Source organism: Runella sp. MFBS21 (genome assembly GCF_029433105.1).
GTDB lineage: Bacteria > Bacteroidota > Bacteroidia > Cytophagales > Spirosomataceae > Runella.
Window position 1 is genome coordinate 15966 of record NZ_JARNTW010000026.1, and the last position, 19278, is coordinate 35243.

Here is a 19278-nt window from a genome sequence, read left to right on the forward strand (position 1 = left end):
TACACCATGAAAAAGAACCACTTAAAATATTGGTTATTCAGCTTAATAGGGTTGTTTGTGGTTTGTCAAAGCCCCCTACACGCTCAATTATACGCTTCTGCCGATTTTGATAGTAAATACGAAATGCTTTTGTCGAACCCAGGGGTACAAATTGAGGCTACCGAGGCAATCAACAAACTGTATAATTTTAAATTTGCCGAAGCAGATGCGGAGTTTCGCTGGTTGAAATACCGCTATCCCAATCATCCAATGCCTTATTTTTTGATGGGCTTGGCCGAATGGTGGAAAATGGTACCTAATACCGACGACACCCGCTATGATGCAAGCTGTATTGCACTCATGGACACATGCATTTCGCTGGCCGAAAAGCTCTATGACATTCGAGAAAATAAAATCGAACCTGCGTTTTTTCTAGCAGCTGCGTATGCATTCAAAGGTCGTATCCACTCTGAGCGTAAACACTGGACACGCGCTACCTTGGCCGGAAAAAGTGCTCTCAAATACATGGAGAAATGCCAAGGGAAAAGTGAACTTAGTCCTGAACTGCTATTTGGAGATGGTTTGTTTAATTATTTTGCCGAGTGGATTCCCGACAATTATCCGCTGTTAAAGCCTATTTTATGGCTTTTCCCGAAAGGCAACAAACAACTCGGTATGCAGCAATTAGAAAAAGTAGGTAATAATGCCTTTTATACGCGGACGGAGGCGCGCTATTTCCTTCTTCAAATTTATGGCTACGAAAATCAGTATGCTAAATCGTACGATTTGGCCAAATACTCTTGGGAAACCTACCCCGATAATCCTTACTTTGAACGCTACTATTTGAGGTCAGCGTTTGTACGAGGACAAGCTGCTGAAGCCGAAAAAATAGCCAATAGTATTTTAACTAAAATTGACAAAGGAATGCCTGGTTATGAGGCCGTAAGTGGTCGAAATGCCGCTTACGCTTTGGCGTATTATTACAACAATTACCACCGTGATATACCTAAAGCCAAAGAGTATTATCAAAAAACGATTGATTTTTCTACTAAAACCAAATCATTCACTTCGGGCTATTATCTATCTTCTTTGATAAGTTTAGGAAAAATAGCCGAAAATGAAAAAGATTTTACCGCCGCCTTGGAGTACTATAAGACGGTCGTAGATAGAGGCGAAAAAAAATCGAGCCAAGTAAAAGAAGCTAAAGATGCAATTAGCAAACTCAATAAGACACGCAGAGAAGAAAGACGTAAAAGGCGGGATTAACAAGAGAAGGGCAGAAGTGATTCTGCCCTTCTCTTGTTATTATAAAATGATGAGTCCGTTTTGGTCATAATTGCTAAAGACAGGGTCTGTGGGGATAAGTTCAGTAATTAAAAAATCTATATCACTCAAATCACAAACCCGCAACCGCTGCATACTGCCCAATTTTTCGCTAATAGTCACAATCGCCGTACGTTTTGAGGCTTTCATCATTGCTTTTTTAACTTGTACCGCTTCTAAATCCGAATCCGTTATTCCTTCCGTCACATCAATAGCGTTAGTGCCCAAAATACACAAATCAGCATTGATGTCATTGACTCGGCTTATGACTTCTCCACCCACGCTTATTTGAGAGTTTTTGATAAGCTTTCCGCCCAAAAAAATGACTTCCACACTGGGATGATCACAAAGTTGTAAAGCTGTAGTTAGGCTTACTGTAAAAAACGTTGCTTTCAAATCTTGAGGGAGCAATCGCACCAATTCACGAACGGTAGTTCCTCCTCCTACCATTACATACATACCTTCTTCTATCAAAGTAACAGCTTTCTGCGCAATGATGGTTTTTTCGGGAAGCGCATAAGTAGTATTGGAAGCATAATCGTAATGGTAAGATTTTGATAAGGCTCCTCCATGAACTTTTACAAGCTCTCCAAGCTCCGCCAACTCGTTCAAGTCTCTCCGAATTGTATCTTCTGATACATTGAGCATCAATCCTAAATCAGCCGATAAAACCCTGTTGTGTAGGTTTATCTGCTTCATAATAAAAGCCTGTCGTTCTCTTTTTAACAAATGCGTTTGAACTTGATGCATATTTTTTTCAATTGAAGATAAACCCGCATAAAGGCGCAAATAAATCAAATAACCTATGCGGCACAAATCTTTTTATTGGCCTAAATCGTTTTTTTTTAGAATATTTTACCAAAAAAACGAAAAACTCCGCAATTATTTGTCGGACTTTGCCGTTTTTTTATTTATTTCATGCGGTTTTATGCCGATTTCAACAATAACCTATTTCAATAACTATGAGCCAAAACAGCTACGTTCATTTTTTACCCCTACGGCTTCAGTTTTCATGGAAGCAAATCCTTGGCACTATCGTTGCGATGCTGATTACATTAAGTAGTTGGGCGCAGTCATTTACCGTAAAAGGTAAAGTTACAGATGCCAATGGGCAGCCTATACCAGGGGCTACTATTCAGGTAGTAGGTACTACAGTAGGTACTACTGCCAACATCGAAGGAGACTACTCCTTATCACTGAATGGAAATGCAAAACTAACCTTTAGTGCTATTGGGTTTAGTTCTGCAAGCCAAAATGTAACTTCCAGCCAATCGGTCGTTAATGTGTCTTTAAAAGAAGACCAAATGAATCTTGATGAAGTGGTAGTAACAGGCTCGACACTCCGTGCAGAAAGACGCCAGTTAGGTAATGCTATCACTACTATCAAGGCCGACAATCTTGAAAAAACCGGTACTCCAAACCTTGTAAGTGCTTTACAAGGAAAAGTACCCGGCGCCCAAATTACCCAAAACTCTGGAGACCCTGCCGGTGGGATTACGGTGCGGTTGCGCGGGGTAAAATCTATCTTAGGAAGCTCTGACCCGCTGTATGTCATCGATGGTGTGATTGTCAACAACGAAACATCTTCTGTATCTCAACTTGCCCTTAGCTTGGGCGGCCAAGCTCCCAATGCCGCTTTGGGTACCAACCGTTTGGCTGATATTAACCCTAACGACATCGAAAGCCTCAACGTAATTAATGGTGCCGCTGCCGCCGCACAATATGGCTCCAGAGCTGCCAATGGCGTGGTCATTATCACTACCAAACGAGGCAAAGCAGGAACGCCAAAAATCAATTTTTCGACCAACTTCTCGGTCAATGAGCTTCGTAAAGGGGTATTTATTTCTACTCTCGGTAAGCAGTTTGGATTCAAAGATTTAAGATTACATACTATCGGTGTGATTTCATCCGCGCAAATCGCCGCCAACCCAGGAACTACCACCGTGGGTATCGTAAGAGACGGCGCTACTTCTCAGCTAGCTTCTAATCTAGTTGATGTGACTCGCTACAATTATTTTGACGAAATTTTCCGTACTGGTTATGGAAATGACAATACGCTCTCTATCTCAGGCGGAACTGACCGTACTCAGTACTTTGTATCAGCTTCTTACATGAAAAATGAAGGGATTGTCAAAGGTGTAGATTTCCGTCGTGCTAGTTTGCGCGCTCGGGTTGACCAACGTTTGACCAATTGGGCAAAATTATCGGCAGGCTTAAATTATTCTAATAGTTTTTCCAACGAAAAACCCAACGGTAACGTCTTCTACAGCCCTATCAACTCCGTCACTATCACTAACAACATCTACGATATTACCCAACGCGACGCAGCAGGGAATTTGCTAGCGGTAGAGCCAACGCGTGTCAATCCACTTACTACGGTTGAGGCTATGCAGTTTACGCAAGCCGTAAACCGCACTATCGCAGATGCTCAGCTCAATCTAACCCCTATCAAAGGTCTAGGCATTGACTGGATTGTGGGGGTAGATAATTACTCACAGTTGGGTAAAAACTACATTCCTCCTTATCCTTATCAAGCCGTAGCAGGGCTACCTGCCGAACGCTATCCTGATGGATTTGCTGCGAATGCCACCAACAACGTAACGCAATTTAATAGCGACATCAACGCCACTTACGAAATTGACATTACCAACGACCTCAAACTCAATGCGGCGGCTGGCTTCAACTACCAATTTTATCAGTCAGATTTTACCCGTGCAAGTGGCTTAAACACAGCACCTTTTATCGAAACTGTAAGTGGTGCAGCTAGTACTACCGTTACGGCGGGCTATGGCTTAGACCGTTATAATTTGAGTGGATTCTTTGCCCAAGCTACGGTGGGTTACAAAAACTTAGCCTTCTTGACCGCTGCGATTCGCCGCGACCGTTCTTCTAAATTCTCACCTTCTGAAACCAACCAAACTTATCCCAAAATCAGCGGTAGCTTTGTGGTATCTGACCTAGAATTCTGGAAAAATAGCGGTTTGGCGGGAATTTGGGATGGCCTCAAACTTCGTGCTTCTTACGGGCAAGCCGGTAACCTCACAGGTATTGGTAGCTATAGCCGTTTTTGGCAATTTTCGCCTGTTCCGTTCTTAGGAAAAAATACCATTGTACCGGGTAGCGCTCTTGCCAATCCGCGTGTACGCCCCGAAAGAATGGATGAATTAGAAGTAGGGGCCGATCTTTCTCTCTTGAAAAGCAGAGTAAATGTAGGGGTGTCTGTCTATAATCAGCAAATCAAAGACTTAGTTGTAAACCGCGAATTGGCACCTTCTACGGGTGGTACAAGTATCGTAAACAACGTAGGAACCATGGAAAACAAAGGCTTTGAAATCAGCTTGAATGCACTTGCCGTCAAGAAAAAAGACTTCTCAGCAGATTTTACCGTGCTCTATAACCAAAACCGTAATAAAGTATTAGATATTGACCAAGGAAACCCAGGAATCGGGACACTTACTATTTCAAACTCAGCAGGTGCGCCCGTATTTTTGATTGAAGGACAACCTGCGAGTGTATTTTACGGCTTCCCCTATGCCCGCAATGCCGATGGTTCACTTCTTCTAACTTCTCAAAACCTTCCACAGCGTGAACGTGGTACTCAAAATAGTCCGACTAGTTATACCGCTCAACGCGGAGCTGATGGCCAACCTTCGGGAAGCTTCATCACGGCTGTAATTGGTAATCCAAACCCTAAGTGGACAGGTTCCTTTAGCGGAAATCTTACTTATAAAAAAGTAGGTTTACGGTTTTTGTTGGATGCTGTTCAAGGTGTTCAAGTCTTTAATGCCGACAAACGTACCCGCAACAACGTAGGTATCGGCGATTTGGCAGAAGCCGAGATGCTCGGTACAGTACCACGTGGTTATGTATTTTCTTTGGTGAACATCGAAGAATACCGCGTAGATAATGGAGCATTTACTAAACTAAGAGAGGTGGCCTTGACATATCAATTACCCCAAGTAAAAGGTATCAGCAATTGGAGTGTTTCGTTGGTAGGTCGCAATTTGATTTCTTGGGATAAATACAACGGTTTTGACCCTGAAACAAACGCCGGTAATAACAGCGATATTTTGCGCGGAGTTGACTTCGGAAACGTGCCTATCCCACGTACTTACCAAGTGCAGCTGAACCTTTCATTTTAATTAAAACTTTGATTTTCATATGAAAAAGACCATCATATATTCAATTTTAGCTGGATTTTTGCTGACTGCTACTTCTTGTAACCAAGAGTACCTCAACCCTAGTGCCGCCAGTGAAACCCAAGTAACTACCGATATCAATGGGTTGATTACTCTTTGCAACGGATTACAGTATCGTTATACCAGCACTCGTGCGGGGGTTATTTATACCTCCATTACAGCCAACGGTCTTACTACCAAAGAATTGACTGTTTTGAATGCCGGAAATGGTGATGAAGAACAACTCCGTATTGGGGGGATTGGTATCACTACTAACAATGGCATCATACGCAACCTGTGGGCTCAAAATCAATTGGTAAAAGCAAATGCGGATTTGATTTTGAAAAATGTAGGCAATGTAGCCGGTGATGCAGGTACCAAAAGTGGTATCACTGTCTATGCTTCTATTTTCAGAGCATTAGCATTGGGGACAATGGCTCAATTTTGGGAAAAACTGCCTATCGTAAGTGGTACTAATGCTCCTTTCGTAACGCGCGAAGACGCCCTGAAAGAAGCGATCAAAACCCTCGAATCAGCCGCTACGACTCTTGCTGCTACTCCTGTTTCATCCACATTTACGAGCCGTATTGTAGTAGGGATAGATCTTACTAATACCCTTCAGGCGTTGATTGCGCGGTATAGTCTTATGGTGGGTGATAATGCCAAAGCACTTGCGGCAGCCAACAAGGTGGATTTAACCAAAAAATCGTCTTTTAACTTTGACGACGCCACCCAGAACCCTATGTTTTTCAATACTTTTGGTAACAGAAACGTTACCGAACCACTCAATGCTACCTTAGGTCTGCCAGAGGGCTTACGTCCTGTAGCGACAGACAAACGCCTGACCTTTTATTTGTCTAATCCTACGGGAGTTGCAGCAGGCGGAGTAAATCTAGGACGAGCAAGCTTCTTTACGGCTAACAACGCTGCGATTCCGGTGTATTTGCCTGGCGAAATTTTGCTTATCAAAGCAGAAGCAGCGGCGCGTACCAACGACTTGGCGGGTGCTACAGCAGCACTCAATTCAGTATTGACAAAAACTACTGATGCTTGGGGGATAGGAGCAGGGCTTCCGGCTTACAGTGGCGAAAACACTGCAACAGCTTTGTTGACAGAAATATATCGTCAGCGGACGATTGAATTGTATTTATCAGGCATGCGCCTAGAAGATAATCGCCGCTTTAATCGTACAGCTCCTGTTTCAGGAAATGCCGCTTCACAAGTAGAGCGGAGTCGTACATGGTATCCTTATCCATTGACCGAAAGAGCTAACAATACCGCCAATACACCCGCCGACCCTGCTATTTAGTGTTGGCAAGGCTGTTAATTGTTATTCGCTGATTTACAGAAAATTAACAGATTTTTAGATTTTTTGGGTTGTAAGCAACCTACTCCATAAAAAAGCCCTGACTCATCATCAGGGCTTTTTGTATTATTTGAGATAACTGTTCTACTGCTGCAACATCAAATAGGCTTTGATAAATTCGTCCAAGTCGCCATCCATTACCCCCTGAACATCAGAAGTTTCTACACCTGTCCGAACGTCTTTTACCAATTTGTAAGGGTGCATGACGTAGTTACGAATTTGTGAACCCCACTCAATTTTTTTCTTGGAGGCTTCTACTTCGGCCCGGGCAGCGTTTCGCTTTTCAACCTCGATTTGATATAGTTTTGATTTTAATAAACGCATCGCCAAATCGCGGTTGAGGTGTTGGCTTCGTTCTTGCTGACACTCAATCATCAAGCCCGACGGACGGTGTCGAAGACGTACTGCCGTTTCTACTTTGTTTACGTTTTGGCCTCCAGCACCTCCCGAACGGTAGGTATCCCATTCAATATCAGCGGGATTGACTTCAATTTCAATACTGTCGTCAATCAAGGGATAGGCATATACCGACGCAAAGGAAGTATGGCGACGAGCATTAGAGTCAAAAGGCGAAATACGCACTAAACGGTGTACCCCATTTTCGGACTGCAAATAACCGTAAGCTTGTGGACCGTCTATTTGAATAGAAGCCGATTTTATACCTGCCCCGTCTCCTTCTTGATAGTCGATTTGGGTTACTTTGTAGCCGTGTTTTTCGGCCCAACGCACATACATCCGATACAACATATCCGCCCAATCTTGACTTTCGGTACCACCCGCCCCAGAGTTAATCTCCAAAACAGCATTGAGTTGGTCTTCTTCGTTGGAGAGCATTTTTTTAAGCTCCACTTCTTCCAACACTTTCAAGAGCGCTTGGTATTCGGCTTGTACTTCGGCTTCTGTAGCTTCGCCTAGCTCCCAAAACTCCTGCAAGGTTTCTAAATCTCCCAAACGCTCCTCGACTTTTTCGTAGCCCTCGGTCCAACCTTTTAGGGCTCGCACTTCTTTCATAGTCTGCTCAGCTTTGGTATTATCATTCCAAAATTCGGGCTGACTTTGTACTTGTTCCAGTTCTGTTAGTCTTTCTTTCTTGGTATCGTAGTCAAAGATACCCCCTCAAAGCCGAAACACGGGCTTTCAAGTCTTTCAACTGTTCTGTGGTCATGGTATTAAAATGTTATTTTATTTATTATTCTTTTTTGAAGAAACGACAAAAGTACAAATAAAAAGCGGTCGGTCAGGATTAAACCGACCGACCGCCTGCGACTTTGTGTTCTTTATTTTTTCACAATTACGCCATCAGCAACAAAAGTGAGTTCATGCTTAGGCTCGGTGATTTTAGCAATTTCTTCTTTACTCTTGCCAGCATCTTCGGCATAATGCTGCAATTCGGCCACAGGAGTGGTTTTCATTTTTGCCTCTCCTTCAAACACTACTGTTTTGCCAGCGATGTCTTTAGGCACAAAAAAACCATAGTCTTTGAAAGTCACGCGCATCGTTTGACCGTCCGTAGTTTTGACCTTCATCCAGCAGCCCTTTGCTTGGCAAACTGATTCGACAGTACCTGTTACTTTGGTACTCATTTTTTCTTTAGCGCCTAGTTTTTTGGGTAGCTCAGCAGAAGCGATTGCTCCTTTGTCGTTTATTTTTTTTCCAAAATACCCTTCTGATTGTGCAAAAACGCCTAATGTAAGTATCGTCATCAAAGACGTTAAGATTACTTTTTTCATGGTTTTAGTCATTGTGTTTTTACAAAATTAAGAAAAAATAAAGTCTACAAGTATACTCATCTATTAAGCGGCTCCCGAGGGATGCTGTTTGCGAAATATAAGGGCTATCAACAATACCGCCATCACAATCAAAAGTAATGTAAAACGGAATTCATCAAAGATAAAACTTGAAGGTTCAAGCAGATCAATATCGGCTATTTTTTGATCATAGAGCTCTTTACCCCATACTTTGACAGCCTCTTCCTTATTGGTCAGGAGAGATTGGCGAAGGATGTTTTTATAGTGTAAAAGGGAATTTGGGAAAAAATAAAAAAACAAACTCGTAAGGTACCCACAAAACAATGCCCCCGTCAACCACACTACATACCCAATCGAAATCCCTTCCCACATATGCATATAGCCTTTGCCAATATTTTTTCGATAATACCAACACGCCGCCGCAATCAGAATACTAAAGAATCCAACGTCTAATAATCGGCTAGTGCTAGAAAATTTATCGAGGTTTTGCACTACCAAAAAAAACAAAAAGCAAACCAATCCCGCCACTAGTCCAAATAAGAGAGGAATCTTGAGTAAAGGTTTGTTGAAAAAGTTAATCACACTTTTCATAAGTTATCCACATAGTTATCCACATTTCTCGACCATATTTCGATTTAGCACATACAGCGCTTTGCCTTTTAATGGTTTTCCTAAAAATGGAGTGTTTTTAGATTGGGAACGGGTTTCGGTAAATATCCAATCCAATTCTGGGTCAAAAATCGTCAAATTAGCTTTGTTTCCTTCCACAATACTTACTTCAGGAAGTCTTAAAATCTCACGAGGTTGGTGGGTGAATTTATCCACAATTTGCTCTAACTCTACTTTTTGACGATAAGTGTTGAGCAAAGCAAAAGCGGTTTCAAGCCCCGTAATACCAAATTCGGCTAAATCAAATTCTAAGTTTTTTGATTCTTCATCTTGGGGATTATGATCCGAAACCACCGCATCAATGGTTCCGTCGGCTAGTCCTTCCCACAGGGCATCTATATCCTGTTGCGCACGGAAAGGCGGGTTGACTTTGTAATGTGTATCAAAATCACCTAAAACTGTGTCATCAAACGCAATCTGATGGGCTGCAATATCACATGAGACTGGCAATCCTTTTCTCTTGGCTTCTCTTATAAGGGCTACTGAATTGGCAGTAGAAATAGTAGAAATATGTAAAATAGGTACATTACTATTGACTCCCACATACTCAAGCAACTTCAAATCTCGCATAATCGTCAACTCTTCTGCGATAGAAGGGATGCCCCTCAAGCCTAATAAAGTGCTTGATTCGCCTTCGTTCATTTGACCAAAAACGGTTAAGTCATGATCTTCGGGGCGATTCATCAATACTCGATTGACTTGCTGTAAGTACTGGAGTGATTTTAAAAATATGTGGGTATTGTACAAAGAATGTATACCGTCTGAAAAAGCAACAGCCCCCGCATGAGCTAGGTCAATCATTTCGGTAAAGTCTTTACCCTCACAGCTTTTTGTAACCGCTCCAATTGGATGCACATTTACGATTTTTCCACGTGCTTTGTGCTTTACATATATCAAAGTATCCTTTGAGTCGAGAGCTGGTTTGGTATTTGGCAATATTGCTATCTCCGTAAATCCTCCCGCTTGGGCTGCGTCACAGGCGCTTGATAAGTCTTCTTTATGCTCATAACCTGGGTCATAAGCCGATACACGCATATCTACCCAGCCTGGTGATATGTGCCAATTGGATCCACTTAATATTTCCGCTTCTGCAACTTCCAGAGAATCTTCGATTTGAACGATGTTTCCATTATCAATCAAAATATCCTTGGTTTGCCCATGATAGGGAGAGCGGCTATCCACTATTTTAACAGAACGAATCAGTAGCATAGAGTTCGTTTATCATTACAGTTGCTGTTGTTGTTGTTCCAACAAACAACTTCTTCAAAAAAAAAGCCCCTTTCGGAGCTTCTATTTATTCGCCAATCAATTCTTTATATGCTTCTACTGAGAGTAAACTTGCAACAGAACCAGTGATTTTGACACGAATCATCCAACCTTGTCCATAGGGATCTTCGTTGACTAATTCGGGAGATGACTCCAATTCTTCATTGAATTCTAGGATTTCGCCAGTGACTGGTATAAACAAGTCTGAAACTGTTTTAACCGCTTCTACGGTTCCAAAAATCTCACCTTCTTCAATGGTTTGACCAACAGTCGTAATGTCGACGTACACAATATCACCCAATTCTCTTTGGGCAAAATCTGTAATTCCTACTACGGCAGTATCGTCACCTTCTAGGCGAATCCATTCGTGGTCTTTTGTGTATTTAAGCTCTGCTGGGAATGTCATGGTTTGTTGAGGCTTTATATTTGGGCGTGCAAGATAATACGAAAAGATAAATTATGCGAAATCCCTTTACTACTTTACCTGTTTTTCTAAAATGCTTTCATTTTCCTAATCTAATCCTAGAGTGCTTTCTTAAGGAGAATCTCGTCATAAAACACTTTTTAACCGATAAGTAAACTCCTAAATCTCTATGAAAATTTTACGCCTCTTTTTCCTATTTTTTGTAGTCCTAAAAGCTTCTTCCCAAACCCCTCTGCGGCGCTCTGAGAGTTTTTTTGGTCTTCATTTTGATTTCCACGCAGGTCTTAAAGATACGCTTATCGGCAAAACCCTCACCGACAAAATGATTGACTCTCTTCTCAAAAAAGTAAAGCCTGATTTTATTCAAGTAGATTGTAAAGGACACCCTGGTGTGACGAGCTACCCTACAAAGGTGGGGCATAAACCCAAGCATTTTGAGAAAGATATTTTGAAGCTTTTTAGAGAAGTAACACGCCGCAATGGAGTAGCATTGTATGTTCATTATTCGGGCGTTTGGGACGATGAAGCTGCTAAAAATCATCCACAGTGGGCTAGAGTTGGCGCAGACGGAAAGGCCGATTCACAAAAAATATCGTTTTGGGGTGCTTACTCCGACAGCCTTTTGATTCCTCAACTAAAAGAAATCAGCGATTATGGTATAGATGGCGTATGGGTAGATGGAGACTGCTGGGCTACCAACCCCGATTATTCGCCCAAAGCGATTGAAGAATTTCGAAATACTACTGGTATTCAAGAGATTCCACGTAAAAAAACAGATCCTAATTACGATAAGTGGCTCGAATTTCACCGAGTGGCTTTTCGGCGATATGTGCGTAAATATACCGACGCCCTCCATGCTTATAATCCCAAATTTCAGGTAGCAAGCAACTGGTCGTTTTCGGCCATGATGCCCGAAAAGGTAGATATCAACGTTGATTTTTTATCTGGCGATACTGAGCCGCTCAACGGAGCCAATCAATCTGGTTTTCAGGCACGGTGTCTAGCACCGCAAGGCAAACCTTGGGATTTGATGTCGTGGAGTTTTGGGTATGGCTGGGAAGACCAAGTCAAATCTCCCAAAAATGCCGCCCAACTCTCGCAAGAAGCAGCCCAGGTGATTTCGATGGGGGGTGGTTATCAGGCTTATTGGACTCAAAACCACGATGGTAGTCTTCCCACTTATGCTTATGGAACCATGGCTGACTTGGCTAAATTTTGCCGTCAGCGGCAACCGTTTTGTCAAAATACCAAGCCTGTACCACAAGTCGCTATCTTGTATTCCAACGAAGGCTATAAAAGCGAAATCACCACTGTCTACAATACAGGCGACCGCAAACTAGAGCCCATGATTGGAGTCCTTAATGCGCTTTTGTATAGTCAGTTTTCGACCGAAATATTACAAGAACATCATCTCAAAGGACATACCAGAGAATATCCACTTATTGTGATTCCTGAGTGGAAAACAATAAATACTGACCTCCATAAAGAACTGATTGAATATGTTCAACAAGGCGGAAATCTACTGGTGATTGGGGCTCAAACAGTCAAAATGTTTGAATCACAATTGGGCGTTCGCTTAAACCCGACGACTCAAGTGATTCCGAATTGGGGCTTCGGCAATTTGCTCACCGGGACAAAAGCTACTTTTCAGCCCTTTGAGCCACTTCCTAGCACTCAGACCTTTGGTCAGTGGTTTTCGCAGGGAGATACTCGGTATAACGAAGGTCCTATTGCGTCGATTGCTTCTTTTGGAAAAGGTAAAATAGGAGCTATTTATTTTAATTTGGGGGAACAACACTTCAAACGCGAAACCTATATTGGACGAGATTTTTTGAGACAAATGGCTCATCAACTTTTCCAACCCAAGATAACTGTGAGCGGCTCTAAATTTGTAAATGTGGCATTGAATCAAAAAAATGGAACGCTTTATGCCAATCTCATCAATATGGCAGGCAACCATGCCAACAAAGCAATCCATGCTAGTGACGACATACCGCCTTTGTCTAATCTGAAAGTTATGGTTAAATCCTCCCAGCGCCCCCAAAAGGTAGTGCTCCAGCCAGAAAATAAGCCCCTAGACTTTGCGTATAAAAATGGAGAGGTAGTCTTTATAATAAGTAAATTAAATATTCACTCGATAGTCGAAATCAAACTATGATTTTGTTGCAAGCTTTTTCTGATTGGGCGGCGTTTTTTGGGCGATTTCACCCCGTTTTAGTTCATTTACCCATTGGTTTTTTGATTTTAGCAGTATTGCTCGAAATAGGTCGATTGACCCATAAAATTGATGTAAAAGAATCTACAGTTTCATTTGTTTTGTTTTGGTCAGCTATTGGAGCTACCCTTTCTTGTATCGCAGGTTATTTGCTTTCATTGGGTGGAGGTTATGAAGAAAGCCTTTTAAATGAACATCAATGGCAAGGGATTTGGGTGGCAGTAGCTTCATGGATAGCATGGGCATCTAAAGCCGATTTTTTTGTCAACAAAATCCCTTTTGGAAGTCTTCTGTATTTACCTGCATTGGCCATTGGAAGCTTCTTTACACTTTCTGCGGGGCATCATGGTGGCTCCCTTACCCATGGCGAAGGTTTTTTGACCCAAGAAACCCCCGAACCTTTCAGAGGATGGCTTGGCATGGAACCTAAACCAGAAAAAGGAACCGACGAAATCAAACCCATTGCTGATATAAACAATGCTATGGTATTTCAAGATGTGGTTAATCCTATTCTGAAGGCTCGTTGTGTTCAATGTCACAATGCCTCCAAATCAAAAGGAGATTTGCGCATGGATGGTATTGAATTCCTGAAAAAAGGCGGAGAAAATGGTCCTATCATTGTGAATGGCAAAGGCCAAGAAAGTGAGCTAATCAAACGCTGTCTTTTGCCGCTTGAAGACGACAACCACATGCCCCCCAAAGGAAAAACGCAGCTGAACGATACCCAAATAGCCATTTTGTCGTGGTGGATAGACCAAGGAGCGCCCTTTGACAAAAAAGTAGCCGACTTAAAAACACCAGATGATATAAAACCTGCCCTAGCTTCGTTGAGTACAGGAGCTACTTCTACCGCATCTAGCTCTTCAGCAAGCGGCCCAGCTCCTGAGTCTCCCGTTTTTTCGGCTAAAATACCAGCAGGGGATCCTAAGGCTATAGAAGCCTTAAAAAAAGTAGGGTTATTGGTGATTCCTGTTGCTAGTGAAAGCAATCTATTGGAAGTAAACGCCGTCAATGTAAACTCTCTTACCGACGCCCAAATCGCACTTCTTGAACCCCTCAAAGAGCAAATCGTTTGGTTAAAACTGGGTGATACCAAAATCACCGACCAAGCTGCCGCTACTTTTGCCAAACTAAAAAACTTACAAAAACTTAATTTAGAAAATACGGCTGTTAGCGATGCGACCCTTCGCCAAATCAAGATGTTGCCTTATCTTGAATATCTCAACCTTGTAAATACCCAAGTGACCGATGCTGGCCTTAAAGAACTCAGCTCTCTACCAAACTTGCGTAGCCTTCACTTATGGCAATCAAAAGCTACAGAGGCAGGGGTAGCCGTATTAAAACAAACCAAACCTAATATTGACATCACTGTGGGTATCACACAGCAACAGATGGCCGAGTTTATCAAGGCAGGTGAAGCAGCACAAAAAGCAGAAGAGGCCAAGAAAAAATAATTCAGTCTTCCAAAATAGCAACTACACGGGCGGGGGCAGCTGATGCCCCCACAATTTTTAGTGGAAATACACAAATTTTAAACCCAAAAGGTGGTAATTGATCAAGATTGACAAGCTGCTCAATATGACAGTATTCTTTGTCTCTCCCTACCAAATGAGCTTGCCAAAACAATTCCGAATCATTTGTTTCTTTGGCTTTCTGAATCATGTAGCGCATCGGCAAATCCCACCCCCATTGATCTATACCCATTACCTTAATCCCTTGATCAATAAGCCATTCGGTGGCTTCTTTACTCATACCCGTTCCTACATCTGCAAATTGCTTTGTTCCGTTGTATTTATCCCTTCCTGTCTTGATAAGCACAATCATACCTTCTTTTAAAGAGATACCTATTTTAACTAAATCTTGCCTGATATCATCCACCGTAATAACCTCAAAGTCAGCCTTGTGACTCATATCTACTACCACACCGTCTCCATAGCACCATTCTAGCGGAATCTCATCAATGGTTTTGGCAGGTTTGCCCGCTACCGTCGGATAATAATGCCAAGGAGCATCAATATGTGTAGTAGCATGAACCCCCATATGCTTGATAGTATCATCAGCCCAACCCTCAAAGCCTTTGGGGTATAAGCGAAAAGGTAGACCCAAAAAACGAATCAACCACTTTGCCGCTCGATGAGGTTTATGTTTTATTTTTACTCTCATAAACCATGGGTCTTGTTGGTTATAACGAATAGGTTTAGATAAATCAATAATTTTTGTCATAGCTTTTCAAAAAAATATTATCCCTTATTTCCCATTTCATATTTTTACGTTTATGAGTTTATTAGGTGGCAGTAAAGTGCCTAACAATAAACTCATAAGCTCAAAAACAGCACTATTATATTAAACATATTTCTTTAATTATATACCTTTAGAGCTTTTCATTTCTTTGCAATTTCTTCTAAAAAAGCCTTATTTTGGCTGTAAGTTTCTTTTTCTGCTTTTACCCCATATATAATAAAAATGTCTATAAGTGCCTTCAAAATCGTCGTATTAGGCGGAGGTGAAAGTGGCGTAGGTGCTGCTTTATTGGCGAAAGCCAAAGGATTTGATGTTTTTCTTTCGGATAAAGGCGTTTTATCAGACGATTATAGGGCTATTCTTCATTCCAATCAGATTTCTTTTGAAGAAGGTCAGCACGACATACAACGCATACTTGCTGCTGATGAAATTATCAAAAGCCCTGGTATCCCCGACAAAGTACCTTTGATACAGCAACTGCTCGCGCAGGGAACACCCATTATTTCTGAAATAGAATTTGCGGCTCGCTATACAAAAGCAAAGACAATCGCAATCACTGGCAGCAACGGAAAAACTACCACTACCCTTCTTACTTATCATTTACTGAAATCTGCCGGAATCAATGTAGGACTGGCAGGTAATATCGGAGAGAGTTTTGCAAAACAAGTCATTGACGACAAATTTGATTGGTTTGTGCTGGAACTCAGCAGTTTTCAGCTCGACAACATGTTTAATTTTAAAGCGGATGTGGGTATTTTGTTAAACATCACACCCGATCATCTTGACCGCTATGAGTATTCTTTCCAAAACTATATCAATTCCAAATTTCGTCTGTTGCAAAATATGCAACCTCAAGATGACTTCATTTATTTTATAGACAATGAGGCTATCACCAAAGAGCTTCAACACAAACATTTCAATGTCAACCACTTACCAATTTCTTTCTTAAAAAAGGAAACTAATGGTGGATTTTTTAGCAATGGGGTATTGGAAGTAATGTATCATACTCGTACTTTTGACATAAGAGCAGATGAGCTTCCCATCAAAGGTCCTCACAATGCTATCAATGCAATGGCAGCTACCTTGGCAGCGATGGCAGTGGGATTGAGTGATGAACAAATAAAACACGGATTATTGAGTTTTCGAAATGCGGCTCACCGGCTGGAGCCGATTGCAAATATCAATAATGTTTTATTTGTTAATGATTCAAAAGCCACCAATGTTGATTCGGTGTTCTATGCTCTCAACAGTTACGATACCCCAATCATATGGATAGCTGGCGGAATCGACAAAGGCAACGACTATACCCAAGTCGAGGCTTTGGCCCGTCAAAAAGTAAAAGCCCTTATCTGTCTGGGCAAAGAAAATAGCAAACTTCTCTCGTTTTTTACCCCTATCGTTCCATTTGTTATTGAGACACAGGACGTTAAGGAGGCAGTACAACACGCTTTGTCATTAGCCACTGCTGGTGATGTGGTGTTGCTCTCACCTGCTTGTGCCAGTTTTGACTTGTTCAAAAACTATGAAGACCGCGGCGAACAATTCAAAGCGGCTGTGATGAGTTTTGTACCCTAATCCATAAAAACGAATATAGAGATGAATGCTTTTGAATCCCAAGAAGGTACCTTACACGCCCCGCAAAATCGTTGGCAAATTATCAAACAATGGCTGCGTCGCAATCTAAAAGGCGATACGGTCATTTGGGTCATTGTGGCATTACTTTCATTGGTTAGTATGCTTATTGTATACAGTGCTACAGGTACTTTGGCCTATCAACGAGGCGGTGGATACCCCGAGATTTTTCTATTTAAGCATGTATTTTTTACAGGTATTGGACTACTAGTGATGTGGCGTATACATCTTGTCAATTATACCTATTTTTCGCGCTTATCACGGGCGGCCTTGCTGATTTCTATCCCTCTACTCATCTTAGTAAAAGTAGCTGGCGTTACCATCAATGGAGCCACTCGTTGGCTAGCTATCCCCGGAACTGGACTTACTTTTCAACCCGCAGATTTTGCCCGTTTAGCCCTTATTGCCAATTTGGCGGCCATGCTAGCCAAACGTCAGCGGGTACAATACGACTGGGGGGTGCTTGGCAAAATGATCGCTTGGGTGGTCATTATTTGTTTTTTTATTGCACTCACTAGTACCTCTACCGCTTTTCTGTTAGGTTTTACATGTTTCTTGATGTTTTATGTAGGTAGGGTTCCTGCCAAATACCTCATAGCAATGCTCATCGCTTTAGCGGCAGTAGGTGCCTTAGGGCTTATAGTTGGTCAGCGATTCGAAACCGCCAAAGGACGCATTGAGCGATTTGTCAAGCAAGACGAATATCAGGCAAAGCAGGGCTTTATCGCTATCGCCAATGGCGGTACCATAGGCCAAGGTCTTGGCAATAGTCATCAGCGAAATTACCTAACTCAAGCTTATTCTGATTTTATTTATGCCATTATCGTGGAAGAATATGGCTTGTTGGGTGGGATTTTTATTATGCTTTTATACACTGTTTTGCTAGTAAGAGGAGTTCAAAATATTAATGAAACAAATAGAGCTTTTGGTGGTCTGCTTTCAGCTGGACTCACACTAAGTATTGGCTTACAAGCTTTTACAAATATGGCAGTAGCCGTTGGTATATTTCCAGTGACAGGACAGCCGCTTCCTTTGCTCAGTATGGGCGGTACCTCCGTCTTATTTACGTGTATATCTCTCGGTATTATCCTAAGTGTAAGCAGAGGAGAAGTCGACGAAAGTAAAATGTTAAGAGAATGATAAAAAAAGTTATCATAAGCGGTGGTGGTACAGGTGGACATATCTACCCAGCTATTGCTATTGCCAATGCCCTCAAAGCCACCAATCCTTCCATTGAGATTTTGTTTGTAGGTGCTTTAGGAAAAATGGAAATGGAAAAAGTACCCAAAGCTGGCTATGAAATTATTGGATTGCCTATTTCAGGAATCAAGCGAGAGTTGTCGCTAGATAATCTGTCTTTTCCTATCAAGCTCACAAGGAGTTTGCTAAAAGCCCGAAGTATTATCAATAGCTTCAAGCCTGATGTAGCGATTGGAGTAGGGGGGTTTGCAAGTGGTCCTCTTCTGATGATTGCTTCTTTGATGGGAATCCCGACATTGATACAAGAACAAAATTCGTATGCTGGTATTACCAACAAATTATTAGCTAAAAGAGCGAAAGCTATCTGTGTAGCCTATCCCCACATGGAAGCTTTTTTTCCAAAAAATAAACTAAAACTTACAGGCAATCCCGTCAGAAGTGATATTCTGAATGTAGAACATAAACACCAACGAGCTTATGAGCATTTTGGACTTCAACCCAACCGCAAAACACTACTAGTAATAGGAGGAAGCTTAGGTGCAAAAACAATCAATGAAAGCATTGAAGCTGGCTTGAGGTTAATCATAGAGTCGGGTTATCAAATACTTTGGCAGACGGGCAAACCTTATGCCGACAAGGCTAAATCAGCAGTAGACAATCTAAAAACTCCTTATGTAAAGGCATCGGATTTTATCTATGAAATGGATTTGGCTTATGCGTCGGCTGATGTAGTAGTATCGAGGGCAGGAGCTTTGTCTGTGTCAGAGCTATGCTTGGTAGCAAAACCAGCCATTTTAGTCCCTTTTCCATTTGCCTCTGAGGATCATCAAACCAAAAACGCGATGAGCCTCGTAGAACAAAATGCAGCTTTACTTGTAAAAGACAAAGACGCCAAAGAAGAACTTGTTCAGACGGCGTTGAGGCTCTTACAAGATACTGCCAAACAACGTGAATTAAGTATTAACATCAAAAAATTAGCAAAACCTGATGCCGCCATGGATATTGCTCAAGCTATTCTACAGCTTTAATGATATTTT

General features: G+C 41.9%; 15 protein-coding genes. 8 read left to right on the forward strand and 7 right to left on the reverse strand.

Features of this window, described 5'->3' with window-relative positions; translation table 11 throughout:
- Positions 1-6 precede the first annotated feature (6 nt).
- Entirely contained in the window at positions 7-1245 is a 1239-nt protein-coding gene (locus P1X15_RS28925; protein WP_277341612.1) for a tetratricopeptide repeat protein, read from the forward strand.
- A gap of 39 nt (positions 1246-1284) precedes the next feature.
- Here P1X15_RS28925 and P1X15_RS28930 read toward each other — a convergent pair whose 3' ends face one another.
- On the reverse strand, positions 1285-2052 hold the full coding sequence (locus tag P1X15_RS28930; protein WP_277341613.1) for a DeoR/GlpR family DNA-binding transcription regulator: 768 nt from the start codon (positions 2050-2052) through the stop codon (positions 1285-1287).
- Between the two features lie 212 nt (positions 2053-2264).
- Between P1X15_RS28930 and P1X15_RS28935 the strand changes: the two genes are divergently transcribed.
- Both P1X15_RS28935 and P1X15_RS28940 read left to right on the forward strand, forming a co-directional pair.
- Positions 2265-5444, forward strand: a complete 3180-nt coding sequence (locus P1X15_RS28935) for a SusC/RagA family TonB-linked outer membrane protein (protein WP_277341614.1) — start codon at positions 2265-2267, stop codon at positions 5442-5444.
- A 19-nt stretch (positions 5445-5463) separates the two neighbouring features.
- Positions 5464-6789 carry a RagB/SusD family nutrient uptake outer membrane protein gene (locus tag P1X15_RS28940; protein WP_277341615.1) on the forward strand — a complete coding sequence of 442 codons (1326 nt, stop codon included), beginning with the start codon at positions 5464-5466 and terminating at the stop codon, positions 6787-6789.
- A 141-nt stretch (positions 6790-6930) separates the two neighbouring features.
- Here P1X15_RS28940 and prfB read toward each other — a convergent pair.
- The 5 genes from prfB to gcvH all read right to left on the reverse strand — a co-directional run bounded on the left by prfB (position 6931) and on the right by gcvH (position 10935).
- Positions 6931-8011, reverse strand: a protein-coding gene (gene prfB / locus P1X15_RS28945) for a peptide chain release factor 2 (protein ID WP_277341616.1) whose coding sequence is annotated in 2 segments (ribosomal slippage) — positions 6931-7950 and positions 7952-8011 — 1080 coding nt in all. Because the reading frame shifts where the segments join, the coding sequence is not laid out codon by codon here.
- 112 nt (positions 8012-8123) lie between these two features.
- A complete protein-coding gene (locus P1X15_RS28950; protein WP_277341617.1) occupies positions 8124-8576 on the reverse strand; it encodes a DUF4920 domain-containing protein in 453 nt (150 codons plus the stop codon).
- A 63-nt stretch (positions 8577-8639) separates the two neighbouring features.
- Positions 8640-9185 (reverse strand): DUF4199 domain-containing protein, encoded by a 546-nt coding sequence (locus tag P1X15_RS28955; RefSeq protein WP_277341618.1) that lies wholly within the window; start codon positions 9183-9185, stop codon positions 8640-8642.
- Positions 9186-9200: 15 nt separating this feature from the next.
- Positions 9201-10472: a dihydroorotase family protein gene (locus tag P1X15_RS28960; protein WP_277341619.1), complete on the reverse strand. Its 1272-nt coding sequence runs from the start codon at positions 10470-10472 to the stop codon at positions 9201-9203.
- A gap of 85 nt (positions 10473-10557) precedes the next feature.
- Positions 10558-10935, reverse strand: coding sequence for a glycine cleavage system protein GcvH (gene gcvH / locus P1X15_RS28965; protein WP_277341620.1), 378 nt, complete (start codon positions 10933-10935; stop codon positions 10558-10560).
- Positions 10936-11122: 187 nt separating this feature from the next.
- On the opposite strand from gcvH, the gene P1X15_RS28970 reads away from it, so the two are divergent.
- A complete protein-coding gene (locus tag P1X15_RS28970) occupies positions 11123-13111 on the forward strand; it encodes an alpha-L-fucosidase (protein ID WP_277341621.1) in 1989 nt (662 codons plus the stop codon).
- Complete coding sequence (locus tag P1X15_RS28975) at positions 13108-14622, forward strand: c-type cytochrome domain-containing protein (protein ID WP_277341622.1); 1515 nt, start codon at positions 13108-13110, stop codon at positions 14620-14622. The genes P1X15_RS28970 and P1X15_RS28975 overlap by 4 nt, the downstream gene beginning before the upstream one ends.
- Before the next feature lies 1 nt (position 14623).
- Here the strand turns inward: P1X15_RS28975 and P1X15_RS28980 are convergent, their stop codons facing one another.
- Entirely contained in the window at positions 14624-15391 is a 768-nt protein-coding gene (locus P1X15_RS28980; protein ID WP_277341623.1) for a cyclase family protein, read from the reverse strand.
- A 240-nt stretch (positions 15392-15631) separates the two neighbouring features.
- Between P1X15_RS28980 and murD the strand changes: the two genes are divergently transcribed.
- From murD to murG, 3 genes are read left to right on the forward strand one after another with little or no spacing between them, the layout of a single operon-like run.
- A complete protein-coding gene (murD, locus tag P1X15_RS28985; RefSeq protein ID WP_277341624.1) occupies positions 15632-16984 on the forward strand; it encodes a UDP-N-acetylmuramoyl-L-alanine--D-glutamate ligase in 1353 nt (450 codons plus the stop codon).
- 21 nt (positions 16985-17005) lie between these two features.
- Positions 17006-18181, forward strand: a complete 1176-nt coding sequence (locus P1X15_RS28990; protein ID WP_277341625.1) for an FtsW/RodA/SpoVE family cell cycle protein — start codon at positions 17006-17008, stop codon at positions 18179-18181.
- On the forward strand, positions 18178-19269 hold the full coding sequence (murG, locus tag P1X15_RS28995) for an undecaprenyldiphospho-muramoylpentapeptide beta-N-acetylglucosaminyltransferase (RefSeq protein ID WP_277341626.1): 1092 nt from the start codon (positions 18178-18180) through the stop codon (positions 19267-19269). The genes P1X15_RS28990 and murG overlap by 4 nt, the downstream gene beginning before the upstream one ends.
- The last annotated feature ends 9 nt before the right edge of the window (positions 19270-19278 follow it).